This is a genomic window from Limnobaculum eriocheiris (assembly GCF_021010575.1).
In the GTDB taxonomy this organism is placed as follows: Bacteria; Pseudomonadota; Gammaproteobacteria; order Enterobacterales; family Enterobacteriaceae; genus Limnobaculum; species Limnobaculum eriocheiris.
The window spans coordinates 1-26,679 of record NZ_JAJNAG010000046.1; the positions used below are offsets into that span (position 1 = coordinate 1).

Below are 26,679 nucleotides of genomic sequence, written 5' to 3' on the forward strand. Positions count from 1 at the left end.
ACTTGGTAAACAGGCATAGAGGTGATCTCATTGAATTGATAGCACAATCAGTAGATCACAAAACTCTATGCCTGTCTTTTTTTACCTGCTCATTACTGGGGATTCCTCAGCGCGAATGCGGGCTTTTTTTACAAACTGAAGCTCAAGTGGCTTTACGATCAGTTCACTTCAGCAGAGATCTTTTTTGCTGCATGAGCTCCCAGCGAAGCTTTAACCGCTTCGCCAATATCTGCCAGACTGCGCACAGTACGAACGCCTGCGGCCTCCAGAGCAGCAAATTTCTCATCAGCAGTACCCTTACCACCAGCAATAATAGCACCGGCATGCCCCATACGCTTACCTTTAGGAGCGGTTACGCCTGCAATATAGCCAATAACCGGCTTGGTCACATGATGCTTGATATAGTGCGCTGCTTCTTCTTCAGCCGATCCACCAATCTCGCCAATCATGACAATAGCTTCAGTTTGTGGGTCTTGCTCAAACAGCTTCAGAATATCAATAAAGTTAGACCCTGGAATTGGATCGCCACCAATACCGACACAGCTCGACTGACCAAAGCCTGCATCGGTAGTTTGCTTCACCGCTTCATACGTCAATGTACCGGAACGGGATACAATACCCACATTACCTGGCTTATGAATATGACCCGGCATAATGCCAATCTTACAGGCTCCCGGGGTAATCACACCCGGACAGTTAGGGCCGATCATCCGTACACCTAACTGATCGACTTTGACTTTTACCGTCAGCATATCCAGAACCGGAATACCTTCGGTAATGCAAATGATCAGCTTAATGCCAGCTTCAGCGGCTTCAAGAATAGAGTCTTTGCAGAATGGCGCTGGTACATAGATGACGGATGCGGTCGCGCCTGTAGCTTCAACCGCTTCGCGCACGGTATTAAATACCGGTAAGCCTAAATGGGTGGTGCCGCCTTTACCCGGGGTCACACCGCCAACCAGCTTAGTACCGTATTCCAATGCCTGTTCAGAATGGAATGTGCCCTGACTGCCGGTAAAACCCTGACAAATGACTTTGGTATCTTTATCAATCAGAATAGACATTATCTAACCTCCCCGGCGGCTACGCTAACCACGCGCTGAGCGGCATCGGTCAGGCTGGCGGCGCCAATAATATTCAGGCCACTGGCGCTGAGTTTTTTAACACCCAGTTCAGCATTATTACCTTCCAGACGAACAACCACCGGTACGTTAACGCCAACGTCTTCAACGGCGCTGATAATACCGTCTGCAATCAGATCGCAGCGAACAATACCGCCAAAGATATTAACGAATACCGCTTTCACTTTCTCATCTGACAGAATGATTTTAAATGCTTCGCTAACGCGTTCTTTGGTCGCGCCACCGCCTACATCAAGGAAGTTAGCCGGTTCGCCACCGTGAAGTTTAACGATATCCATAGTGCCCATTGCCAGGCCAGCACCATTGACCATACAGCCAATATTACCGTCCAGTGCAACGTAGTTTAACTCCCACTCCGCTGCATGCGCTTCGCGCTCATCTTCCTGGCTTGGATCGCGCATTTCACGCAGCTCTGGTTGACGGTAAAGCGCATTGCTATCCACATCCAGTTTACCATCCAGACAGATTAGTTCGCCGGAACCGGTAACCACCAGAGGGTTAATCTCCACCAGAGACAGGTCGCATTGCAGGAACAGATTACCTAACCCAACAAAAATATTGGTAAATTGATTAACCTGTTTACCGCTTAAACCCAGTTTAAATGCCAGCTCTCTGCCCTGATAAGGCATCGGGCCGGTTAATGGGTCCAGCACCATTTTGTGGATCAGATGAGGGGTCTCTTCCGCAACTTTCTCGATTTCAACACCACCTTCCGTTGAAGCCATGAAAACTACGCGACGAGAACTACGATCGATAACCGCACCTAAATAGAGCTCGCGAGCAATATCTGTCGCCGTTTCAACCAGAATTTGGTTAACCGGTAAACCCGCAGCATCCGTTTGATAAGTTGCCAGACGCTGGCCTAACCAACGGTCGGCAAACTCACGAACTTCTTCTTTTGTCTTAGCCAGCTTTACACCACCGGACTTGCCGCGACCGCCGGTATGTACCTGACACTTAACTACCCAAGGACCCTGACCGATCTTTTCTGCTGCTTCGACCGTTTCCTGTGCCGTGCTACAGGCATAGCCTGTTGGTACCGGTAAGCGATACCGAGCAAAAAGCTGTTTTGCCTGATACTCATGTAGGTTCATGATGTTCTATCCATTCTTGTAGGGATTAAAGAACTGCGCCTCTCGACACTAAAGATACCGCTTGCTGGGCGAATACTAAGTTCGAAAACACACTCATTCTGATATGTACTCTCATTACACTTCAGAGAATAGGTACCTATCGCCCTTAACTTAGTGTAGCTATGTAGCCACAGATCCCGTGGCTACATATGTGTCAACTAACGCTTAAACCGGTATAAGACCTAAACGTCTAACAGCAGACGAGTAGGATCTTCCAGCATATCTTTGATTGCCACCAGGAAACTCACCGACTCACGACCATCAATCAGACGATGGTCATAAGAGAGGGCTAAGTACATCATTGGTAAAATCACAACCTGACCATTAACCGCCATAGGGCGATCTTTGATAGCGTGCATACCTAAAATAGCACTCTGAGGAGGGTTAATAATTGGTGTAGACATTAATGACCCGAAAACACCGCCGTTAGTAATGGTGAAATTACCTCCGGTTAAGTCTTCTACGGTCAGCTTACCATCACGGCCTTTAACCGCGAGATCCTTAATACTTTTCTCAATATCAGCCATACCCAGCGAGTCAACATCACGCAGTACCGGAGTAACCAGACCGCGCGGAGTTGATACTGCGATACTGATGTCGAAGTAGTTGTGATACACCACATCTTCACCGTCAATAGAGGCGTTGACTTCAGGGAAGCGCTTCAGTGCTTCAACCACTGCTTTCAGATAGAAGGACATAAAACCTAAACGTACACCGTGACGTTTTTCAAAATCATCACCGTACTGCTTACGCAGGTCCATAATAGGTTTCATATTCACTTCGTTGAACGTGGTCAACATAGCGGTATTGTTTTTCGCTTCCAGCAGGCGTTCCGCAATGCGCTTACGTAAACGGGTCATTGGCACGCGTTTTTCACTGCGGTGCGACAAGGCTGCGCTGGTTTCCACTTTCTTCGCTTCAACAACAGCCGCTGGTTTAGCAGCACCGGCTTTCTGTTGGGCGATATGCAGGGTGACATCTTCACGGCTGATACGACCACCCACACCGGAACCTTTAATGCTGTTAGCATCCAGACCATGCTCGGCAATCAGGCGGCGAACTGCCGGACTCAGCGCATCATTACTGCCCTCTTCCAGACTGGCTGTCTGACGCTGGGCCGGGGTAGCTTCTGTCGCCTGTGGTGTCGCGGTAACCTGTTGACCGGTAATATCTCCCGGACGCAAACGCCCCAGCATTTGACGAGAGGTGACGGTAGCCCCCTCTTCTTCAACGATGGTATCAAGCACACCGGATTCCAGAGCAGGTACTTCCAGAACAACCTTATCTGTTTCAATCTCAACCAGTACTTCATCACGCTCAACGCTGTCGCCTGGTTTTTTGTGCCACGTCGCAACAGTGGCATCAGCAACGGATTCAGGAAGGTCTGGAACGAGAATGTCTATGTTACTCATTATTTATCCTTATTCATTTTACGTTAAGCGCGTCTTCAACCAGTTTCTTTTGCTGTTCCTGATGCACGGACATATAGCCCACTGCCGGAGAAGCAGATGCAGGGCGTCCGGCATACTTCAGCGTTGTACCTTCAGGGATCACATCACGAATATTATGCTGGCTACAGTACCAGGCCCCCTGATTTAATGGCTCTTCCTGACACCAGATAAAATCTTTGACGTGGGCATAATCGCGTAAAGCATTTTGCATAGCCTGATGAGGGAATGGATACAGCTGTTCGATACGAATGATCGCCACATCGCTTTTTCCACTCGCCCGGCGCTGCTCCAGCAGGTCGAAATAAACCTTACCAGAACACATTACCACGCGTTTAACCTGCTTCGGATTCAGATTATCTATTTCACCAATAGCCGGTTGGAACGAACCATTTGCCAGCTCATCCAGCGAAGAGATCGCCAGTGGATGACGCAGCAACGACTTCGGTGACATCACTACCAGCGGACGACGCATACCGCGCAGCGCCTGACGGCGTAACATGTGATAAACCTGAGCCGGAGTGGAAGGAATACAAACCTGAATATTTTGTTCAGCGCAAAGTTGCAGGTAACGCTCCAGTCGCGCGGAGGAGTGCTCAGGGCCCTGACCTTCATATCCGTGCGGCAGCAACATCACCAGACCGCACATACGGCCCCATTTCTGTTCACCGGAGCTGATGAACTGGTCAATAACCACTTGAGCACCATTGGCGAAATCACCAAACTGCGCTTCCCAAATAGTCAGAGTGCGAGGATCTGCACTGGCATAACCATATTCGAACGCCAGAACGCCAGCCTCACTCAACACCGAGTCCCATACCTGAAATTCGCTCTGACCGTTATGGATATTAGCCAAAGGAATATAGTAGGAGCCATCTTTTTGATTATGTACTACCGCATGGCGATGGAAGAAGGTGCCGCGGCCAGAGTCTTCACCAGAAATACGTACCGGCGTACTCTCATCAACCAGAGTTGCATAAGCCAGGTTTTCTGCTGAGCCCCAGTCAAATGGCTTTTCGCCTTCTGCCATCAGGGCACGATCTTCATAAATTTTGGCAACCCGGGGATGCAGTTCAACGCTTTCAGGAACCTGGCTGATACGACGAGCCAGATCCTGTAAACGTTTCACTTCAACGGTATTGGCATACTCTTCATCCCATTCATGATTCAGATAAGGCGCCCAGGTCATAGAATGGGTGCTTAATGGACGCCATTCTTCAACCACACACTCACCCCGGTCCAGCGCATCACGATAGAGGTTCACCATCTCGGTGACTTCTTCAGCGGTAACCACATTATTTTCAATCAGACGATCGGCATACACTTTACGCGGTGTAGGCTGTTTTCTGATTTTGGTGTACATCATTGGTTGGGTCGCACTTGGCTCATCCGCTTCGTTATGACCATGACGGCGATAACACAGCAGATCGATCATCACATCACGCTTAAAGGTATTGCGGTAATCCAGTGCCAGACGTGTGACAAACGCCACCGCCTCAGGATCGTCAGCATTAACGTGGAAAATCGGCGCCTGAATCATCTTCGCGATGTCGGTACAGTATTCTGTTGAACGTACATCCTGCGGGAATGAGGTGGTAAAGCCAATTTGGTTGTTAATCACAATACGCACGGTTCCACCGACTTCATAGGCGCGAACCTGGGACATATTCAGCGTTTCCTGTACAATCCCCTGTCCAATCACTGCCGCGTCACCGTGGATGGTAATTGGCAGAACCTGATTGCTGCTGCCTGTGGCATTCAGCCGATCGCGACGGGCGCGAACAGAGCCGATAACCACCGGGCTAACAATTTCCAGATGCGACGGGTTAAATGCCAGCGTCAGGTGAACCCGGTTACCTTCGGTTTCGAAATCCGATGAGAAACCCTGATGGTATTTCACATCACCGGTACCAAGATGCTCTTTATGGATACCGGCAAATTCATCAAACAGATCCCCCGGGCGTTTACCCAGCAGGTTAATCAGGACGTTAAGACGACCACGGTGAGCCATGCCCAGTACCACTTCTTTGGCATCATTTCTGGCGGCGTGGCGCACCATCTCTTTTAACATTGGAATCAGTGCATCGCCACCTTCCAGTGAGAAACGCTTGGCGCCCGGGTATTTAGCACCCAGATAACGCTCCAGCCCTTCTGCTGCGGTCAGCTCTTGCAGAAAACATTTCTTTTCTTCTTTATTGTAAGTACCGCGCCCCACAACAGATTCGAGACGCTGTTGAATCCAGCGTTTTTCTTCTGTGTTAGTAATGTGCATGTACTCTGCACCGATAGAGTCACAATAAGTTTGTTTCAGAGCCTGATAAAGGTCACTGAGCTTCATGGTCTCTTTACCGATGGCAAAGGAGCCAACGTTAAAGGTTTCCTGCATATCTTCTTCGGTTAAATTATGGTAGGCAGGGTCAAGCTCAAGCACTGGCTCTTTATAACGTAGTTTAATCGGGTCAAGATTGGCATTCTGATGACCACGGAAACGGAATGCGTTGATAAGCTGTAAGACTTTAACTTGTTTAGCATCATTCTCCGGGTCACTAACGTTAGAGGTATAACGTTTAGCATCTTTCGCTAGCCGACGGAAATAGTCACGGGTGGTTGAATGGAATTGATCCGGGCTTAATACATCAGTAGGCAGTTTATCAAAAATTTTTCTCCAGCTCTCGTCGATAGAATCAGGATCCGTCAGATAATCCTCGTAGAGCTGCTCTATGTAAGACTGGTTTGCACCAGCAAGATAGGATGAGTCTAACCAAGTCTTTATTGCGCCGTTCTGCATTATGACCTCTTAAGCTTCATGCTTCAGTATGTGTTGCGACATGAACCCGCCACTCTCTTCTATAACAGGTTGTTACTAAAAGCTTACAAGCTTATTTTAATGAACTGTTAAAAGAGAGTTGTTCGATCCGCTTTTATCCAGCACTGATAAAACAATTATTGCTGCTTACTATTAGCACGTGCTGCAATGAAATTTGACACTTCATGACAACCACGCCTTCCTATTAAAACAGATTATTTCTCTGAACATAACCCTTTGTGATATCAATTGTTATGTTCAAAAAAGCACTCTTTGCCCGATATCCAACTAACGAGGTACAACCTACTTTTTCTGACTAAAGGTTGCACACCCCGCCCGGGAAGTGTCCATGAGTATAGAAGCCTCATTTTACAAATACAATTCAAATAAAAACAGATTGATAACAATTTACCCAAATAGTGACAACGATCACAATCATAAAAAAACCATTAAAAACAATAAGTTTATGTGAAAGGCATCATTTAATATGTTAAATAAATGCTAACATAACATTAAATTGTAAAAAAAAAGTAAAATTACTCTTCACGATGGTCTAAATTTATGCAACTGTATTAGCAAGTTGTTTATAGGAAAGGCAATCAACGGTTTCACCGCGAATAAATTGCCAGAAATCCCTTAACCTGAATTAATTATGGAGACAATCATGGCTGTAGAAAAAAAAGCGACGTTAGTCTTTGATGATGGCAGAAGTATTGAGCTACCCATATTATCAGGTACCCTGGGCGAAGACGTTTTAGACGTAAGAACATTGGGTTCAAAAGGACTGTTTACCTATGATCCGGGTTACCTATCCACCGCGTCCTGTGAATCACAAATCACCTTTATTGATGGTAATGAAGGCGTTCTTTTACACCGTGGTTATCCTATTGCCCAGTTGGCAAAAAATTCAACTTATTTAGAGGTTTGCTACATTCTGATGTATGGCGAGACGCCAACGCCAGAACAGTTTGCTACCTTTAAAGAGATTGTGACGCGTCATACTATGATTCACGAGCAAATCACCCGTTTGTTCCAGGGTTTTCGTCGTGACTCTCACCCTATGGCGGTACTTTGTGGGGTAACCGGTGCGCTGGCTGCTTTCTATCATGACTCGCTGGATGTACATAATGAGCGCCACCGTGAAATCACAGCGTTCCGTCTGTTATCCAAAATGCCAACCGTCGCGGCCATGTGTTACAAGTACTCTGTTGGTCAGCCATTTATTTATCCGCGTAACGATCTTTCTTATGCCGGTAACTTCCTGCATATGATGTTTGCTACGCCATGCGAAGAGTATGTGGTAAATCCGGTTATTGAACGAGCTATGGACCGTATTTTGATTCTGCACGCGGACCATGAACAAAACGCATCAACATCAACGGTGAGAACCGCAGGTTCATCCGGCGCTAACCCATTTGCCTGTATCGCTGCGGGTATCGCTTCTCTGTGGGGGCCTGCGCATGGTGGTGCTAACGAAGCCTGTCTGAAGATGTTAGAAGAGATCGGCAGCGTTGATCGTATCCCTGAGTTTATTGAGAGAGCAAAAAATAAAGACGATCCTTTCCGTCTGATGGGCTTTGGTCACCGTGTGTATAAAAACCACGATCCTCGCGCTACCGTAATGCGTGAAAGCTGCCATGAAGTGCTGAAAGAGCTGAACCTTAGCGATGAACTGTTAGATATCGCTATGGAGCTGGAGCACATCGCTCTGAACGATCCGTACTTTATCGAGAAGAAACTGTATCCGAACGTCGATTTCTACTCCGGTATTATTCTGAAAGCCATTGGTATCCCGACCAGTATGTTTACCGTGATCTTTGCTATCGCCCGTACCATTGGTTGGATTGCTCACTGGAACGAAATGTACACTGACGGCATCCGTATTGCCCGTCCGCGTCAGTTGTATAACGGTTACACCGAGAGAGAGTTCCACTCTCAGATTCCTAAGCGTCAGGATAAGTCGTAACGTTTTTTAAGACTTTTTAGTTGGATTGAAAACCCCGAGGTAATTCCATTCCTTGGGGTTTTTGTTTGGGGCTATGTTGTTTTTGATCGAAAGACCATTGACTCAGGATTAGTGGGTACGTTTGCATAATCTGGTTCTGAGAATATTCCGGTCGTAAAAACACTGTGCTTATATCGGCACCGATAATGGTCGGTAAACAATCTGTACTCAGCTACAGAGTGCGTCGGGCCTAGGCTGCCTACGGGCTGTTACAAAACACCTTCGGTGTTTTGCCCTTCGGGCCAGCGCTAGCGCTGTTCAAACAGGCTTTGCCTGTTTGTCGTTGGCTGACGCCAAGTCGACCCCCACGGCACCCTCTCCCTCCGATTAATTTCAATTAAAAGATCTAAAAACAAAAAAAGACTCAAGACAACGCCCTGAATACTAAACAATCTTTCGACCTGTTTCTTTTGACCTTTAAGAGCACTGGAATTCAGCCGACAACTGAGAGAGGGTAGCACGCCAAACATGGATGTTTGGCGAGGCACTGCTTCGCCGGACAAAATTGCAGGAGCAACTTTGAACAGCACAGCGTGCTGGCCCCGTAGGGGTGAGCCTCATGGATGAGGCGAATAAACCGAATCAGTGCCGGTGCGTAAGCCCGAACGAAGGCGGAGGGTAGTCGCCGTCAGGCGACCTGGATTCGTGTGCGAAGGCGCGGGAGTGCAGAGGGCATTCGCCCTAATGCCCTCTGCTCGGCCGCCGCACGATAATAAAACCAGACTCGACATCATTAGCGGACGAAACTTTCTCAATACCCTATTCGGTTCTACCTACCACATCTATGGTTACACCTGGCTACATAAATAGCTTTTCGGGTATAACCCCATCACTCCTGACATCCACCACAATAATAAAACGGCCTCGACGACAACATTGTTTTCTGAATTATCGTACCGCATCTCTCACATGCCTTGCCTTCTCTGGCAAACACATGAAACTTAAACAGCGCTCCGTGATGATGGTCAGGATTCATCTCTCCCCGTGTCTGATAAGAAAGTCGTGGAATGGATATCAGGGCATGTGCCAGCTTATCCAGCTGTAATTCGGAGAGTGATTCCGGTTTATGGTGGGGAAGAAGTTCCGCCGCCCACAGAATTTCCGTACGCAGATAATTACCTAATCCGGCAAGAAAAGTCTGATCCAGTAACATACCGCCCAGTTGCCTGCGACGAAAGGCTTTATTCAACAGACGAGTTTGAATATCGGCTTCGGTTAACTTCATATCCAATACGTCAGGGCCAATACGCTGTAAAAATGGATGCTGAAGAATAATCTCAAGCGGAGCCAGTTCAATGTCTGAAGCGCTGTACAGTAAAATGGCTTTATCGGCGGTTTCCAGTGCTACCCGCAAGTCACGTTTAGTTTCAGGCCGTTTGCCCGGTTCTGTCACTTTCCATATACCGTATAGCTGATTATGGCTGTACATACACAAGCCAGAGGAAAAATGGGTTAATAACGCTTTTCCTCTGGTTTCAATCGCAGTCACCGTCTGTCCTGTTAATTGCTGTTCAAATACTTTTAACTCAGGAAAAGCAAACCAGGCGGAAGTCAGCACTTTACCTTCAACCGCCTCTACCAATTTGTCTGCTGCCCGACGAATTTCAGGTCCTTCCGGCATATCTACTCCTCAAAACAAAGATGCCCTGCATAAATAGTGCAGAGCATCGTTAACCTATGCCTGATATTGCTTAAACCGGGTTATCAATATCAATAAAGGTCACATCCAATTGGTGCTGCTCTGCCAGCCACTCACCAAGGGCTTTAATGCCGTAACGTTCAGTCGCGTGATGACCCGCCGAATAAAAATGAATACCCATCTCTCTGGCGATGTGGATAGTGCGCTCAGAAACTTCGCCGGTAATATAGGCATCAAACCCGTGTTCTGTCGCCTGCTTAATATAGTCCTGAGCACCACCGGTACACCAGGCTATGCGACGAATTTCAGTCGGCGCATTATCACCACAATGCAGGGGCTTACGACCTAAACGATGGGTGATTCGTTCAGTCAGCTCACTGCTGGTCATTGGGGTATCCAATTTACACTGCCAGATGAGACAATCAGGGCTCAGGGGATCTAACGAACTGGTGTGATGAAAACCTAATACCTCACCCAGTAATGCGTTATTGCCTAGTGTTGAGTGACCATCCAGCGGAAGATGATAACCAAACAGGTTAATATCGTGTTTCAGTAAAGTCTTTATGCGTTTATGCATCATACCGGTAATCACCGGCTCATCATTTTTCCAGAAATAACCATGGTGAACCAGCACGGTATCGGCGTTAAGTTCAACGGCCGCATCCAGTAATGCCTGACAGGCGGTCACTCCGGTCACTATGCGCTTAACCTGAGCACGCCCTTCTACCTGCAATCCATTCGGGGCATAATCGCGAAACTGTCTGATTTTTAGCTCATCGTTCAGTAATCGTTCTAATTCTCTGTTCAGCATAATGACCTCCTTAAAGCAAAAATAATTTTACCGGCAGCAATAGCCCCGTATGATTTTCCAAAGTATATCCGTTTTTAAACGATTTTAATGCGCTGAAAATTATTCAGGCCCCGCAGGGCCTGAACAGATAATCTTGGAAAATCACTCCTCCGGCAGGATAAACATACCGTGAGGGTGAATATGCAGATAGTAATGGTCGCCGGCGGAGGGTTCAAGCTGTGTTGCATTTACCTGTAATAATAGCGTTTGCCCGTGCCAGTTAACCGTGACCTCATACTGCGGCCCCATATAGGCCACGCTCACCACCTGGCACTTTTGGCTGTCCAGCCCTTCTCTCACCAGCGCAATCGCTTCCGGTCTGACACCCAGGGTGTAATTACCGGTCGCCTGACCAAACTCTTTTGGTTTCGGGACTACATAGCCAAACACATCTACGCCTTCTGCCATCAGAGTTGCCGGAAAAATGTTGGCATCGCCCATAAAGTTAGCCATAAAGCGCGAAGCGGGTTGACGATAAAGCTGCTTTGGCTCTCCAAGCTGCATAATCTTACCTTTATTCATGACCAGCACGGTATCCGATACGGCAAAAGCTTCGCTCTGGTCATGGGTTACATACAACGAGGTAATATTGAACTGTTGCTGAAGTTCCCGAATTTTATCCCGCATACTGCGGCGCAGGTTGGCATCAAGGTTACTTAGCGGTTCATCAAATAGCAGCACTTTAGGTTTGAGAATCAGCGCCCGGGCTAAAGCGACACGCTGTTGCTGACCACCGGAGATCTGATCAACAAAGCGATCCTCAAACCCTTCCAGATCGACCAGCGTCAATGCTTCTTTAACCCGCTGGCGAATTTCATCCGCAGGCAAACGCAGCATTTTCAGTCCATAGCCAATATTGTCCCCCAACGATAAATGAGGGAATAGCGCATAAGACTGGAACACCATACAAATGTCCCGCTGCTGAATGGCTCTGTCCGTCACATCTTCACCGTCGATAAGGATCTGCCCTGCCGTTGGCTTTTCCAATCCGGCCACCAGACGAAGAATGGTGGTTTTACCACAACCGGAAGGCCCGAGCAGTGTTACCAGATTTCCCTGCGGAATTGACAGGTTTAGCTCATCAATCACGGTGTTCTTACCAAAGCTCTTATTGATGTTCTTCAGTTCTACAAAGTTGGTTTTAGACTGTTGATTGGTCATATTCAATGTATCCATTCCGTGATTAATCGGCGTTCTTGGCTTTTGAACGAGCGATGCGGGCTTCACCAACCAGATAGTCAAATATCAGGATGATAGCCAACATAACCACAATCAAAATAGAACCATAGGCAATAGCAATCCCGTATTCACCATCCTCGACCCGGTTAAGAATGTAGGACGTTGCTACCCGGGTATCCGGTGTGACCAGGAAAATGATGGCGCTAACGGTTGTCATGGCGCGTACAAAGCTATATATCAGCGCCGACAAAATCGCCGGACGTAATAGCGGCAGCAGAATATAGATAATGGTACGCAGTGACCCGGCCCGCAGGCTAAGGGAGGCTTCATCCAGTGATTTATCCAACTGCCCCAGCCCGGCAATACCGGCACGGATACCAACCGGAACGTTACGCATCACCATCGAGATAATGACAATCACGGCAGTTCCCGTCAGATAAACTGGCGCACTATTAAAAGCCAGAATATAGGAGACACCTGCAACGGTTCCCGGCACGGCAAAACACAGCATGGTAATAAACTCGATGGTCTTCTTACCGTGGAACTGCTGGCGCACCACAATATAGGCAATCAGCAAGCCAAAGAAGGCAGTAATTGGCGCAGCAACACCGGCGAAAATCAGGGTATCAATTAATGATGGCCATGCGCCGTCACTGAAGCCTTGTCCAAACAGCTTAACGAAGTTCTCCAGCGTCAGCGTGTAATCCACACCCCAGTTAACCGTAAAGCTACCGTAAAAAATGCTACCGTATAACAGAACGTTAAAAGCAATCCACAGGTACAACGTCAGAGAAATTCCCCATTGCAGCGTTGGCGGCAGCGGCTGTACATCACCACGGGAGAACTTCCCGGAAATGGTGACGTAAGAACGTTTACCAATCCACATGTACTGAATGCAAAAAACAAACAGGGAGAACAGCAGCAAGATAGCACCAAGAGTACTGGCTGCCGGATAATCCAACTGAGCACCGGTAATATAGAAGTAAATCTGCGTTGCCAGTACGTCGAAGTTACCCCCCAGAACTAACGGGTTACTAAAGTCCGCCAGTGACTGCACAATAACAATCAGGAATGAGTTTGCCAGCGCGGGTTTCAGCAGTGGTAAAAATACCCGATAAAAGGTTTGATAACGGTTAGCACGCAGCGTGTAAGACGCTTCCTCTAACGATGGGTGAATGGTCTTGATGGCACCATCAAGAATCATAAATGACATTGGGGTAAACGCCAGTACCTGTGCAATCCAAATCCCGGTAAATCCATACAACCAGTTGGTATTCTCCAGCCCCATATAAGTCACCATCCAGTTGGTCACATAGCCGGAGCGCCCCATCATCAGGGTAACTCCCAGCCCAACCACAAACGGCGGAGTAACAATAGGTAAAATAGAGAAGATACGACTGACAAAGGCAGAGCGTTTGGCAATACGCGTGGTGTAAATAGCACACACCAGACCAAAGAAAGTACAACCCGCACCAACGGCGGCGGCCAGTCCGATAGAGTTGATAATCACTTCTACCGTATGGGACTGCGTCAGTAATTGAATAAAGTTTAACGGTGCAAAAGCACCACTATCATCTTTGAACATCGGTACAAAAATAGCGATGCTCGGAAACAGTATAAATACGGTAATCAGTGCTACGATGGCCACCAGCGAGCCCATCACAAAGCGATCGCCCCCCATCCACTCCATACGCACACAGGCTAAGGTAATGATGGCACCCAGTGCAAAAAATAGCGGTACCGTGGCCCAGCCTAACCCTTGCTGTGTCCACCAGGAAGTGGCTACGGTTAACAGAACGCAAAACAGCGCATAGCCCGCATCAAACAGATGACGGCCCCGATGCGCCTGAGATAACGGTGAGACTGGACGAATAAACAACAACAATGGTGATAAAAACCATAACCAACCGATGCCGTTACCGTACCAGGCATAACTGGCCAAAAGTTCATCAGATGTTGATTCAAACAGACCATAATCCAGCGTGTACGCCGGTAATAGCGCAAAAGAGGCGACTATCAGCAGCAACCAATAGAATATGGGATCCCATACACGACGAGCGTGCAGAGTTAGCGATTGTGACATAACACGACCTCAGTAGCGGTGAAAAGGCTGTAGCCGCTGCTACAGCCATTAAGACGTAATGAGGTTTATTGCCCCATTTTCACTTCATTCAGCCACTTCGAGATCAGCGTTTTACGCATATCTGAAGCACCATACTTATCCATGTCATATTTGATAAGGTTCAGTTCGCTTAATTTTAGTGAGTTTGGTGCAGGAGCCGCCGTCAGGTTAGTCAGGATCTGATAAGACTGCCCTTTCTTCCATGACAGTTCCTGAGCCTCTTTAGACAGAGACCAGTCAACGAACAGTTTGGCGTTTTCCAGGTTACGGGCATTTTTGATAATACTGACGCCACCAATTTCATAACCGGTACCTTCACAAGGGGCTACCAGTTTAATGGGTGCACCCTTCTCAATTTCCAAAGCATAGTCGTGGAGGAAACCAATACCAATAGTGGCTTCACCGCGTGCAGCGTTACGCGCCGGAGCAATACCGGATTTGGTGTATTGTGAAATATTGTTATTCAGCTGTTTCAGGTAATCAAAGGCTTTATCCTCACCCCATAGTTGGGTGAATGTTGCCAGTGCGGTATAAGCAGTACCGGAACTTTGCGGATCGGCAACCTGAATCTCGCCTTTATAGGCAGGATTGGTCAAGTCGCTCCAGCATTTTGGTTCCGGCAGGTTTTTCTCTTTCAGGCGATCGGTATTTACACCATAGCCGAGAATACCGATATAGATGGCCGAAGAGTAATTACCTTTGCGGGTGGCCGGATCGCGGAACTGCGGCATCAGTTGTTCCAGATTTGGCGATTTATACGGTTGTAAAAGGTCCATTTCACCCGCTTGTGAATGAGGATCCATTGTACCGCCATACCAAACATCTGCCTGAGGGTTCTTCTTTTCCGCTTCGATTTTCGCCAGCGTACTGCCGGAACCGTTACGAATAAAAGAGGTTTTTACATCATATTTTTCGCCAAACGCCTTAGCCTCTTCTTCACACATAGAGTTCATGGCACTGCAATAAATTACCAGACGACCTTTAGCCATAGCACCAGTAGCCAGAGTCGCTACGGCCAGACCAGTTGCAATAAGAACAGACAGGGTACTTTTTTTCATTATGTAGATCCTTGTGTTGTTTTCAGATGACGAAATAGCCATACAACTTGTCATTTTGGTTTACTAAGGTGTTTCGGTAGTACGGGATGCCGAAACATTAAAATCATTCTTCGCCACACCTGTGCCGCGGAATTGTATTCACCAACAATGCGAGTGTCCTCTTCCAGTGAGAGCAGTTGTGCAAATCCGGAACGCACTACAATATGGTCATCAATCAGAGCAATATTAATCATATCTGCATGGTCGGAGTGAAATAGGGAGATAATGTTCATTATTCTTCACGATAGCAAACTCTGAAAATCAAAAGTGTTAAGGTGGTGAATAATTTTATTGCTGTTCTCTCCCTTAATCCAATAGTGAAACGAGTCACCTGATTTAAATGTGTTTTATTTTAATTTTTTATCACAACCTTCGATCAAAAGATTTTGTATTTCAATACCTGAAATGATTTTTCACATCCAATAAAGAAACCTGCCTCAGCAGAAAATAATTTAGATGAGCGATGAAAAAATAATGCCCCGATAGTTTATCAGGGCATTATTTCAATAATAAGATAGTTACCAGCTTGATTTAATAAAAATCTTTAGGTGCTCTCTCAGCCAGTGACAGCCAGACGGGCTTAGTGCTGGTTTTACTCCACACTCGATGTAAATAGCTGTAATAACGGCTTTTATCACTACGAAATACCATAAACGGCAGCGTGATAATGGTTAATAACACCACACCAGTGCGGCGTAATAAAATACGGTAGAGTGGATACCTCTGATACATCATTATTTGCCCCTCCCCTTATTTAGTGACAGCAAATTACCCGTGGTGAAAAATCACCGATTAACTGTCATTTATATTACGCGATAATAGCTACACTTTCAACTAGTCCGATTAGTTAGCTATTAATTTGCCGTCTGCCAGACTTCTTCCATGTTATTACTCCCTGTTACAGGTAACGGAATCAACGCTAAAAAATAAACCTGTGGTAATTTATTCAAATAGATAATCAACCAGCCATTTTCACTCCACTCTCTCAGCTCATTACAATTAAAGCGCCTCGCCAACTGCCACCTTAACCGCTGATTATCACTGTTGGTTGCCAGGCGATTAAGCAACAGACGCCCCTGACAGGGATATCGGGCAATACCGGGCAGTACATAACGCTGCATCCAGTGAACGTTCATCGTTGATTGATTGACAGCCTCGGTCAGCATATCGATAAACTGATGGGTAAAATGCAATTGGTATCCCTGAGACATGATGACTCTCCCGGTTATCGCTTAATAACCCGACTCCGTAACTTTTTCTGTAACACGACTCTGGAAGCGCTAATATCATCCATCCCTTTCAGCGCAGCCTGTAATGCAGAATGGTGTAAGCTCTGGTAAAAATGATGCTGAATAAACCGCATTTGATGATTCATGTCCTGTTCCTTATCCATAACAATCTCCGATGTCATTTACTGGTACGAGTAACATAATGCGCTAATTTACGCTTCACCAGAGACGGTTAACAAAATTGCGTAACACATTCAGATAATGGTAATCGGCATTGGTTTTATTGTTCAGAAGCTTGTGTGTTATTGAGAATTAATCGTAATATCTCCCAACTATTTCCGCCTGCTCCGTATGAAATTGAAGGATTAATAATGAGTACCTGGCTAATCTACGCTCTGTTATCGGCCATCACCGCCGCGCTGGTGGCAATTTTTGGCAAAATCGGTTTACAACATTTGGATGCCAATACTGCAACCGCTATCCGTTCCATTGTTATGGCGCTGTTTCTGATTGGTGTCGTGGTTGTTCAGGGAAAACTGGAGATGATTGGTGAAATTATGGCCGATCGCAAAGCGCTCTTTTTTATTGTACTTAGCGGTATTGCGGGTGCCCTATCATGGCTGTTCTATTTTATGGCGATTAAGAATGGCACCGTCTCTCAGGTTGCGCCGATAGATAAACTCAGTGTGGTATTTGCCGTTATTCTGGCGGTGATCCTGTTTGGTGAGAAGGTCACATTATATACCGGTATCGGAATTGGGTTAATTTCTGTCGGAGCGCTGCTGGTCGCGCTGGGATAGCAGCCAACATAATAACTTCCGCTGTAATATCTGATTATCAGATAGCAAAAAGGACGCGGTAATTAATTTATCGCGCCCTTTTTCAGCCATTCTGTCAGGCTTTAATTATTCCGCTTTTGCTAAAACCTCACTGACAATGTCGACCGCTTCACGCTCAATCTTTTCGCGGTGCTCTTTACCAAGGAAGCTTTCACAATAGATTTTGTAAGCTTCTTCAGTTCCGGAAGGGCGCGCGGCAAACCAGCCGTTATCGGTCATGATCTTCAGACCGCCAATTGAAGCGCCATTACCCGGTGCTTTTGTCAGTCGTGCTGTAATCTTGTCACCCGCCAGCGTATCGGCAGTCACCATTTCCGGAGACAGGCGTGAAAGAATGGCTTTTTGAGCGTGGGTTGCCGGTGCCTGAATACGGTTATAGCTAGGAGCACCAAAACGTTGCGCTAATTGCTCGTAATGGTCCTGTGGATTTTTACCGGTTACCGCCGTAATTTCAGCCGCTAACAGGCACATAATGATGCCATCTTTATCCGTTGACCAGGGCTTACCATCAAAACGCAGGAAAGAGGCGCCCGCACTCTCTTCGCCGCCAAAACCCAGCGTACCGTCAAATAACCCATCAACAAACCACTTAAAGCCAACCGGTACTTCAACCAGTTTGCGATCGATACTGGCAACCACCCGGTCAATCATCGCGCTGGAAACCAGTGTTTTACCAACCCCCATATCCTTACTCCACTGTGGGCGGTGCTGATACAGATAGTTAATAGCAACGGCCAGGTAGTGGTTAGGATTCATTAATCCTTTCGGTGTCACAATACCGTGGCGGTCATAGTCAGGATCATTAGCAAAAGCTAAGTCAAACTTGTCCCGAAGCGCTAACAGTCCCGCCATCGCATATTCCGATGAGCAATCCATACGAATGGCACCATCATGGTCAAGGTGCATAAAACGGAAAGAAGGATCTATCGCGTCATTAACCAGTTTCAGATTAAGTTTGTATACATCGGCGATACGCTGCCAGTACTCAATACCGGCGCCCCCCAGTGGGTCAACGCCAATGGCCAATCCGGCATTCTGAATGGCTGGCATATCGACAACGTGCACCAGCTGTTCAACATAGGGTTGAATCAAATCCTGAGCGTGAATATGGCCGCTGTTATTCGCAGCCGTCAACGTTTGGCGCTTAATGCCCTGCAAACCATTTTTCAGCAGTTCATTAGCCCGGTTTTCAATCCACTGAGTGAGATTGGTATCCGCTGGTCCACCGTTTGGCGGGTTATATTTGATACCGCCATCTTCAGGCGGGTTATGTGATGGCGTAATAACAACACCGTCGGCCTGCGCTTTTCCTGTACGGTTATAACAGAGAATAGCGTGGGAAATAGCCGGTGTTGGAGTAAAGCCATTATTTTGCTGCACTATCACATCAATACCGTTGGCAGTTAATACTTCCAGTACTGAAACAAAAGCGGGTTCAGATAAACCATGGGTATCTTTACCCACATAACAAGGCCCGGTAATACCGTTAGCCGCCCTATTTTCTGCGATTGCCTGCGCAATGGCTAAGATATGCGCTTCATTAAAACTCTGACGGCAGGCGCTACCGCGATGTCCGGAAGTCCCAAACTTCACTGAGTGCGCAGGATTACTGCTGTCTGGTTGCAGAACATAATATTCAGAAACCAACTGCGAAACATTTATCAGATCGCTTTGACGGGCTAATTGCCCTGCTCTTAAATGGTTACCCATCACACTCTCCCTGAAGTTCAGTAGACATTAAATAGTTAGGCAGATAGCGGCCGTCAGTTCAGCCGAAAACTGCATTGATAACATAATCTGTTCAACCATACTGCGCTTACGTTCAGTATTGGTATTCGTAATCACCCAATATGGCGTATCCGGTATGTTTTTCGGTTTAGTATGTCTGCCATTTTTTAACAGTGTTTGCTGTGAATGAGAGAAATAGACGCGGGTACGACCATGCAATAATTCAGTTGCTTCAGCAAAACTGGTTCGGTCGACACGATATAGCGTAGACAATATCAGTAAAAAACGATCCACGGCCTTCTTCTGAGCCATCAGCTTTCCGGAATCAAGTAATTCTTGAACATCATGAACACGATCGGCCTGTACAGTTACCGCTACCGGGATGACGGTTTCTGCTTCCTGTTCTGAAGCGGCCACTGCCGGAGATAAATTAAGCATCCGACGTAAAATTTCAGAAGCGCTTTCGCCAATATGTAATGTGTGGCTGGCAATATAACGATAAAGCGCTTCATCAACTTCGATAGTTTTCATCTTTGTCCTATAATTCTTTGCTAGTTATTCGTGGGGAATTATACAAGTTCATCTCATGATACTCTAACGCAAAGCAACCCAATATGTGACAATTGTGATGAAATTAAACTACCGCCTTCAGGGAAATGGTCAAACCATCGTGCTGATACACGGCCTGTTTGGCAGCCTGGATAATCTTGGCATACTGGCCCGCGACCTTCAGCAGGATTATCAAACCCTACAAATTGATCTGCGCAATCATGGATTATCGCCCCGCAGCGATGAAATGAGTTATCGGGCGATGGCTGAAGATGTGCTGGCTTTACTTGATGAACTCAACATGCGGCAAATCATTCTGATTGGCCACTCTATGGGAGGCAAAGTAGCAATGAAACTGACGGAAATTGCGCCTGAACGAATTTCCCGGTTAGTTGTTATTGATATCGCCCCTGTCGCTTATCAGCAAAATCATTATGATGATGTTTTTGCTGCTCTGAATGCCGTAACGCAATCAGGCGTTAACCAGAGAAGCGAAGCAGCAGAAATTATGCGGACTCAGGGCTTACATGAAGGGGTTATTCAGTTTCTGTTGAAATCTTTTCATCAGGGCGAATGGCGCTTCAATGTTCCGGTGCTGCAACAACGCTATGCGGACATTATTGGTTGGCATGAGGTTCCGGCCTGGGAGCATCCGATGATCTTTATTCGGGGTGAACTTTCTCCTTATATTCAGGACAGTTATCGTCAGGCCATTGCGCGCCAGTTTCCATCCGCCCGGGCCTATGTTGTAGCCGGTAGCGGTCACTGGGTTCATGCAGAAAAGCCACAACAGGTTATTCGTATTGTGCGTAAATTTTTGCAGGGATGAAGATAACTGAAGGTTAGAAAGGTAATTATTTGCCGAATTAACAAGGTTAGCCATTGGCTGACTGATTCTACTGCGTTATCATCCGCGGCGACGTGACATTGCAGGAAGTGAATTTTGCTGTAACAACCGCTGTCACCTAAACTGAATGATTAAACTTATTTTTATCTGGTTTCGTATTCTGATTTTATGGCAAAAGAACAATTAGATCGTACCACGCTGGATCTTTTCGCTGATGAGCGCCGTCCGGGCCGTCCTAAAACCAGCATGCTATCCCGCGATCAACAATTACGCATTAATAAACGCAATCAGCTACGACGTGACAGGGTTCGTGGGTTGAAGCGTGTGGAATTGAAACTATCGCAGGATGCGGTTGATGTTCTGGATCAGTTGGCCGATCGGCAAGGAATCAACCGCAGCGAATTAATCGAAATTTTGTTGTTAAATGAGAATAAGAAATAGCGTATCAGACCGTCATAAAATCGATGATTTGCCATCCGGCCCTTGCGCTACACAGCACAGATTAACGATGCCAACCAGCATCAACAATGGTATATTATTGAATACGACGTATTAATATTTATTAAAGGTGTAACTCGTTATGGCAACCGTAGGTATTTTCTTTGGTAGCGACACTGGCAATACTGAAAACATTGCCAAAATGATTCAAAAACAGCTTGGTAAAGATGTCGCAGAAATTCACGACATTGCGAAAAGCAGTAAAGAAGATATTGAGCGTTTTGATACGCTGCTGTTAGGTATTCCAACCTGGTATTACGGCGAAGCTCAGTGCGATTGGGATGACTTCTTCCCTACGCTGGAAGAGATCGACTTTGAAGGTAAGCTGGTGGCTATTTTTGGCTGTGGCGATCAGGAAGACTATGCTGAGTACTTCTGCGACGCAATGGGTACCGTTCGCGATATTATTGAACCTCATGGTGCAACCATTGTAGGCAACTGGCCAACTGCCGGTTATCATTTTGAAGCCTCTAAAGGTTTAGCCGATGACAAACACTTTATTGGTTTAGCGATTGATGAAGATCGTCAGCCAGAATTAACCGCCGAACGCGTTTCTGCCTGGGTTAAACAGATCTCTGCTGAAATGAATCTTGCTTAATTTTGTGTCATCGCTGTTTTGTATGACTTAATAAAATAAGTCATACATATTACTGAATAATCAAATACATAATAGCCACCAAAATTTACCGGTGGTTATTATGTCCCACCATAAAATTAACTGACTAATAATTAAATAAAATCAACTTGCACAAAATTAATGTAGATATAAATCACATATTAAAATAAATATTTCATCAACCTGTGATCGAGTGCAAACTCAATTTGTTAAATGGATTGGAAAACTTCACATATCCATTACTATAATTATGCTTGTCATCATCAGAGATAAAAATATTTGATGACACCATTTATATACACCCAAATTTATCTCTAACTCATTGATATAAACATAAAATATCTCATGCAACGAATACTGAAATATAACGAAATAAGGTTATATGCAACACATAACCATAATAAAAAGAGGGGATAAACTGATACGCCATATTATTTAAAATAGAGCCCTGCATTGTCTAATCACAATGCTTATATTGACTTTATTGATTCATCATATAAATGTCTTTTTTAGGGTGCCCGATAATAATTCCCTATTTAATATTTATCTTCTAATAAAGAGGAGGAACGCTTATGCGCAGCATAGCGTCCTATATTATATGGTTCGCTGTCGCTATTCTTGGCGCCTGTGGGCTCGCCATCATTGCCTTAAACAATGGTGAAAAAGTTAACGCACTTTGGATCGTTGTGGTTGCCGTATCGGTATATCTGATCGCCTATCGTTATTACAGTAAATTTATTGCGAATAAAGTTCTGAGCCTTGATTCTACCCGAATGACACCAGCCTATCGTCATAATGATGGTCTGGATTATGTTCCTACCAACAAATACGTCCTTTATGGTCACCATTTTGCCGCTATTGCCGGCGCAGGACCTTTAGTTGGTCCGGTACTGGCAGCACAGATGGGGTATCTGCCGGGTATGATCTGGATTCTGGCGGGGGTAGTTCTTGCCGGTGCCGTTCAGGACTTTATGGTTCTGTTTGTTTCCACCCGCCGCGATGGCCGTTCTTTGGGCGATCTGGTGAAAGGTGAACTGGGTACCGTACCGGGTATTATTGCCCTGTTTGGCGCCTTTATGATCATGATCATCATTCTGGCAGTACTGGCATTAATCGTGGTTAAAGCACTGATTAACAGCCCGTGGGGTGCCTTTACCGTTGGTGTAACCATTCCTATCGCATTGTTTATGGGGGTTTATACTCGCTATATTCGTCCGGGGAAAATCGGTGAAATCTCCGTTATTGGTTTCATTTTACTGATGCTGGCTATTATCTACGGTGGCGAAGTCGCTAAAAGCGAAAGCCTGGCACCGATCTTCACTCTGGATGGCGTACAGCTGACCTGGGCACTGATTATTTACGGCGGTATCGCTTCTGTTCTGCCGGTATGGTTGCTGTTGGCGCCACGCGACTACCTGTCGACCTTCCTGAAAATTGGTACCATCGTTGGTCTGGCTATTGGTATTGTCATCATTGCCCCTAGTCTGGAAATGCCGGCGACCACTCAGTTTATTGATGGAACGGGTCCGGTTTGGGCGGGCAATCTGTTCCCATTCCTGTTTATTACTATTGCCTGTGGTGCGATTTCTGGCTTCCACGCGCTGATCTCTTCCGGTACCACACCTAAAATGCTGGAGAATGAAACCCATGCCCGCTTTATCGGTTACGGCGGTATGTTAATGGAATCATTCGTTGCCATTATGGCGTTAATCGCTGCCTCGGTTATCGACCCGGGTGTGTACTTCGCTATGAACAGTCCTCTGGCTATTCTTGGTCCAACCGTTGAATCAGCCGCCAGCGTTGTCAGCTCATGGGGCTTTACCGTAACGCCTGAAGTACTGGTCCAATACGCAAAAGACGTTGGTGAAACCACCATTGTATCGCGCGCAGGTGGTGCCCCTACTCTGGCTGTTGGTATGGCACATATTCTGAGTCAGTTGACTGGCCCAACCATGATGGCCTTCTGGTATCACTTTGCCATTCTGTTTGAAGCACTGTTTATCCTGACCGCCGTTGATGCCGGTACCCGTGCAGGCCGCTTTATGCTGCAAGATTTAATGGGTACTTTCGTTCCATCAATGAAGCGTACTGACTCTTTTGTTGCCAACATTACGGCAACGGGATTATGCGTTGCAGCATGGGGTTACTTCCTGTATCAGGGCGTGGTTGACCCACTGGGCGGTATCAATACGCTATGGCCTCTGTTTGGTATTGCTAACCAAATGCTGGCAGCCATTGCGCTTACCCTGTGTGCCGTAGTGCTGTTCAAAATGAAGCGCGAAAGATATGCCTGGGTTGCCGTTGTACCAACTATCTTCCTGTTAGTCTGTACTCTGACCGCCGGCTGGCAAAAAGTGTTTGATGCTAACCCACGCGTTGGTTTCCTGGCGCTGGCTAAGAAGTATCAGGCATCTCTGGATCAGGGACAGATTTTGGCTCCGGCTAAGTCTCTGGATCAAATGAGTACGCTGATATTTAACAACCAGCTGGACGCAGGTCTGACTATAATGTTTATGTTAGTCATGATTAGTGTCGTGGTGTTTGGTTTACGAACTGCATTTAAAGCACGCTCGAACCCGGTTCCAACTGCAAATGAGGTTCCTTATCAGCCAATGCCTGAATCAGCAACGGCAAAGTAATCTCTGATGTTGAATAGACATTAATAGTAAAAAGATGGCAGTATCAGGTTATTGATTCCCTGTTACTGCCATCCTGATTAAGGGAAGTCACTTATGTTTGAAGATTTAGCAAAAGTTGGCCGCTATCTTGGTCAGGCGGCTCGTCTGATGGTGGGCGTCCCTGATTATGATAACTATGTTCAGCATATGCGTATTACCCATCCGGATCAGGAAGCGATGACTTATGAAGAGTTCTTTCGTGAGCGTCAGCAAGCCCGCTACGGTAGCGGTAAGGGTTCCTGCTGCTAAACATTAACTCTGATTTTGTGACACACAAGATATTTAACCAACGCAATAATGCGTAAGGTTAAAGCAAAAAAGGCATATGTTATGACCACCCCACTTCAGCTACCGGTAACGGTATTGACCGGTTTTCTCGGCGCAGGCAAAACCACTCTCATTAACCATCTGCTGGAAAACTACCCCGGCGAACGCATCGCTATCATTGAAAACGAATTTGGTGCAGTTGGTGTAGACGGCGGACTATTAGGACAACATAGTGGTATTGAGGTTATTGAATTAACCAACGGTTGCGTATGTTGCAGCGTTCGCGGAGAACTGACTGAAGCCTTAAAAAGCCTGCTGGCGCAGCGGGATGCCGGTCAGCTTAATTTTTACCGCCTCCTGTTAGAGACGACCGGATTAGCCGATCCAGCCCCGGTAATCCAAACCTTCTTTGTTGATGACGTTCTGCGTGAACGCCTTCAGTTAGATGCCATTATTACTTTGGTAGACAGCGAACACGCGCAGAAGCAGCTAACCGAGCATCGGGTTGCCGTTTCTCAGGTCGGTTTTGCTGACAGACTGATTTTAACCAAATTAGATCGCATCGATCGCGAAGCAAAAACGCTGCTACTGGAGCGGCTGCGTAACATCAACGCCAGAGCGTTGGTATGCGAGGCTCAACACGGCAAGCTGGAGAAAGCGGCCTGGATCGGCATTCAGGCATTTAATCTGGATGACTCTTTTGATCTTAATGGAACCTTTGTTGCTTCCACCGCGCCTGCTCAGGCGCCAACAAACTTTCGCCCTTTAAATCAAACCGCAAAGCCCCTCGCTCGCTCCTGGAATGATGATATAACTTCGCAGGTTTTTGAAACCGGAGAGGTGGATATCAAGCTTATTGGCGCATTTATGGAAACTGCCATCGAAAAATATGGCAATAACATGCTACGCTATAAAGGTATTCTGGCCATTGAGGGTGAACCTCGCCGCCTGATCGTTCAGGGTATTCACCGGGTTGTTGGTTTTGATTACGGAACTGAATGGACTGAAGAAGAACCCCGTAAAACGCTGTTAGTTATTATTGGGCGTAATTTACCGGTTGAGGCATTAAGAAATGAATTTTTAGCTACGGCAGTTTCAAACACCGTTAGCTAATAACATATCGGGTAACGGTTGAATATTGTCAGAATTAGGATTCTGCCTATCGATTCTATCGAATTTGAACCGACTCCCTGAGGTTTTCATTTCATACGTCTGGCTCTATAATGGTATATTATAATTATGTTAATCATTCGCTAGCGATTCACGGCGCCCCGAATTTAGGAACAAATCTGCATGACTGATAATAATATCGCACTGAAGAAGGCTGGACTGAAAGTTACGCTCCCACGGCTTAAGATTCTGGAAATACTTCAGGAGCCAGATAACCATCACGTTAGCGCGGAAGATTTATATAAAAGACTGATTGATATGGGCGAAGAGATTGGTCTGGCTACCGTATATCGTGTACTGAACCAATTTGATGATGCTGGCATCGTAACCCGCCATAGTTTTGAAGGCGGTAAATCAGTATTTGAATTGACGCAAAAACATCACCACGATCACTTAATTTGTCTGGATTGTGGACGAGTTATTGAATTTAGCGATGAATTTATTGAACAACGTCAGCGTGAAATTTCAGAGAGATACAATATCAAGTTAACCAACCATAGCTTATATCTGTATGGTAAATGCAGCTCGGGTGATTGTCGTAAAGACGAGACATTGCACGATCCCAAATAAGTTACCATTGTAACTTTAGGTTTGAATATGCCAGCAACTAACACTGCTGGCATTATTTTTGGGTAAACGCTCCGCAGTCATTACACTTTATTCCATGTTTATATTTAAATAGCGGAAAGCCTAACAAAATAAACACCACAAATGCGCTGAGGGATCCCCACAAAATCAGCGCTAATAAACCAACACCATACTCTGGTAGGTTTTGGCGAGATGATTAAGAACAGTACTGAGTACTGTTCGTCTTAAAATTAGCGGAGAGTGTCGCAA

General features: G+C 46.3%; 23 protein-coding genes and 1 pseudogene. 9 read left to right on the forward strand and 15 right to left on the reverse strand.

The features are described 5' to 3' along the window. Window positions 1–158: 158 nt before the first annotated feature. From sucD to sucA, 4 genes are all read right to left on the reverse strand, one after another. A complete protein-coding gene (gene sucD, locus LPW36_RS14825; protein WP_130591772.1) occupies window positions 159–1,064 on the reverse strand; it encodes a succinate--CoA ligase subunit alpha in 906 nt (301 codons plus the stop codon). After that, window positions 1,064–2,236, reverse strand: coding sequence for an ADP-forming succinate--CoA ligase subunit beta (gene sucC, locus LPW36_RS14830; RefSeq protein ID WP_230610886.1), 1,173 nt, complete (start codon window positions 2,234–2,236; stop codon window positions 1,064–1,066). Before sucC ends, sucD begins: the two co-directional genes overlap by 1 nt. Before the next feature lie 221 nt (window positions 2,237–2,457). Beyond that, complete coding sequence (gene odhB, locus LPW36_RS14835; RefSeq protein WP_230610888.1) at window positions 2,458–3,687, reverse strand: 2-oxoglutarate dehydrogenase complex dihydrolipoyllysine-residue succinyltransferase; 1,230 nt, start codon at window positions 3,685–3,687, stop codon at window positions 2,458–2,460. A 13-nt stretch (window positions 3,688–3,700) separates the two neighbouring features. After that, window positions 3,701–6,511 carry a 2-oxoglutarate dehydrogenase E1 component gene (sucA, locus tag LPW36_RS14840; RefSeq protein ID WP_230610890.1) on the reverse strand — a complete coding sequence of 937 codons (2,811 nt, stop codon included), beginning with the start codon at window positions 6,509–6,511 and terminating at the stop codon, window positions 3,701–3,703. A 682-nt stretch (window positions 6,512–7,193) separates the two neighbouring features. Here sucA and LPW36_RS14845 point away from each other — a divergent pair. After that, window positions 7,194–8,495, forward strand: coding sequence for a citrate synthase (locus LPW36_RS14845; RefSeq protein WP_230610893.1), 1,302 nt, complete (start codon window positions 7,194–7,196; stop codon window positions 8,493–8,495). 868 nt (window positions 8,496–9,363) lie between these two features. Here LPW36_RS14845 and nei read toward each other — a convergent pair. The 9 genes and pseudogenes from nei to LPW36_RS14890 form a co-directional block, all read right to left on the reverse strand. Continuing rightward, on the reverse strand, window positions 9,364–10,155 hold the full coding sequence (gene nei, locus LPW36_RS14850; protein WP_230610895.1) for an endonuclease VIII: 792 nt from the start codon (window positions 10,153–10,155) through the stop codon (window positions 9,364–9,366). A gap of 70 nt (window positions 10,156–10,225) precedes the next feature. Continuing rightward, window positions 10,226–10,984: a Nif3-like dinuclear metal center hexameric protein gene (locus LPW36_RS14855; RefSeq protein ID WP_230610897.1), complete on the reverse strand. Its 759-nt coding sequence runs from the start codon at window positions 10,982–10,984 to the stop codon at window positions 10,226–10,228. Between the two features lie 141 nt (window positions 10,985–11,125). Continuing rightward, on the reverse strand, window positions 11,126–12,184 hold the full coding sequence (gene fbpC, locus LPW36_RS14860) for a ferric ABC transporter ATP-binding protein (RefSeq protein WP_230610899.1): 1,059 nt from the start codon (window positions 12,182–12,184) through the stop codon (window positions 11,126–11,128). Between the two features lie 22 nt (window positions 12,185–12,206). Then, window positions 12,207–14,285: an ABC transporter permease gene (locus tag LPW36_RS14865; protein WP_230610901.1), complete on the reverse strand. Its 2,079-nt coding sequence runs from the start codon at window positions 14,283–14,285 to the stop codon at window positions 12,207–12,209. Between the two features lie 65 nt (window positions 14,286–14,350). After that, complete coding sequence (locus LPW36_RS14870) at window positions 14,351–15,382, reverse strand: ABC transporter substrate-binding protein (RefSeq protein WP_230610903.1); 1,032 nt, start codon at window positions 15,380–15,382, stop codon at window positions 14,351–14,353. Window positions 15,383–15,486: 104 nt separating this feature from the next. Continuing rightward, a pseudogene (locus LPW36_RS14875) lies at window positions 15,487–15,615 on the reverse strand (DNA-binding response regulator); the annotation flags it as partial. A gap of 337 nt (window positions 15,616–15,952) precedes the next feature. Then, window positions 15,953–16,153 (reverse strand): YbfA family protein, encoded by a 201-nt coding sequence (locus LPW36_RS14880; protein WP_230610928.1) that lies wholly within the window; start codon window positions 16,151–16,153, stop codon window positions 15,953–15,955. Between the two features lie 122 nt (window positions 16,154–16,275). Further along, a complete protein-coding gene (locus LPW36_RS14885) occupies window positions 16,276–16,632 on the reverse strand; it encodes a hypothetical protein (protein WP_230610905.1) in 357 nt (118 codons plus the stop codon). Between the two features lie 14 nt (window positions 16,633–16,646). Then, on the reverse strand, window positions 16,647–16,814 hold the full coding sequence (locus tag LPW36_RS14890) for a hypothetical protein (protein ID WP_230610907.1): 168 nt from the start codon (window positions 16,812–16,814) through the stop codon (window positions 16,647–16,649). A 207-nt stretch (window positions 16,815–17,021) separates the two neighbouring features. On the opposite strand from LPW36_RS14890, the gene LPW36_RS14895 reads away from it, so the two are divergent. Then, the gene (locus tag LPW36_RS14895) at window positions 17,022–17,450 is read left to right on the forward strand and encodes an EamA family transporter (protein WP_230610909.1); all 429 of its coding nucleotides are present in this window, start codon (window positions 17,022–17,024) and stop codon (window positions 17,448–17,450) included. A 105-nt stretch (window positions 17,451–17,555) separates the two neighbouring features. Here LPW36_RS14895 and pgm read toward each other — a convergent pair whose 3' ends face one another. Further along, the gene (gene pgm, locus LPW36_RS14900; protein ID WP_230610912.1) at window positions 17,556–19,199 is read right to left on the reverse strand and encodes a phosphoglucomutase (alpha-D-glucose-1,6-bisphosphate-dependent); all 1,644 of its coding nucleotides are present in this window, start codon (window positions 19,197–19,199) and stop codon (window positions 17,556–17,558) included. A 27-nt stretch (window positions 19,200–19,226) separates the two neighbouring features. Continuing rightward, window positions 19,227–19,748, reverse strand: a complete 522-nt coding sequence (gene seqA / locus LPW36_RS14905) for a replication initiation negative regulator SeqA (RefSeq protein ID WP_230610914.1) — start codon at window positions 19,746–19,748, stop codon at window positions 19,227–19,229. A gap of 97 nt (window positions 19,749–19,845) precedes the next feature. On the opposite strand from seqA, the gene ybfF reads away from it, so the two are divergent. The 7 genes from ybfF to fur all read left to right on the forward strand — a co-directional run bounded on the left by ybfF (window position 19,846) and on the right by fur (window position 26,412). Then, window positions 19,846–20,595, forward strand: a complete 750-nt coding sequence (ybfF, locus tag LPW36_RS14910; RefSeq protein WP_230610916.1) for an esterase — start codon at window positions 19,846–19,848, stop codon at window positions 20,593–20,595. A gap of 186 nt (window positions 20,596–20,781) precedes the next feature. Beyond that, window positions 20,782–21,054, forward strand: coding sequence for a LexA regulated protein (gene ybfE / locus LPW36_RS14915; RefSeq protein ID WP_230610918.1), 273 nt, complete (start codon window positions 20,782–20,784; stop codon window positions 21,052–21,054). Between the two features lie 139 nt (window positions 21,055–21,193). Further along, a complete protein-coding gene (gene fldA / locus LPW36_RS14920; RefSeq protein ID WP_230610920.1) occupies window positions 21,194–21,709 on the forward strand; it encodes a flavodoxin FldA in 516 nt (171 codons plus the stop codon). Between the two features lie 590 nt (window positions 21,710–22,299). After that, window positions 22,300–24,366: a carbon starvation CstA family protein gene (locus LPW36_RS14925; protein WP_230610922.1), complete on the forward strand. Its 2,067-nt coding sequence runs from the start codon at window positions 22,300–22,302 to the stop codon at window positions 24,364–24,366. Between the two features lie 93 nt (window positions 24,367–24,459). Then, window positions 24,460–24,654: a YbdD/YjiX family protein gene (locus LPW36_RS14930; protein WP_230610924.1), complete on the forward strand. Its 195-nt coding sequence runs from the start codon at window positions 24,460–24,462 to the stop codon at window positions 24,652–24,654. Between the two features lie 81 nt (window positions 24,655–24,735). After that, a complete protein-coding gene (locus LPW36_RS14935) occupies window positions 24,736–25,785 on the forward strand; it encodes a CobW family GTP-binding protein (RefSeq protein WP_230610926.1) in 1,050 nt (349 codons plus the stop codon). Window positions 25,786–25,965: 180 nt separating this feature from the next. Next, entirely contained in the window at window positions 25,966–26,412 is a 447-nt protein-coding gene (fur, locus tag LPW36_RS14940; RefSeq protein ID WP_140918054.1) for a ferric iron uptake transcriptional regulator, read from the forward strand. Window positions 26,413–26,679 lie beyond the last annotated feature (267 nt).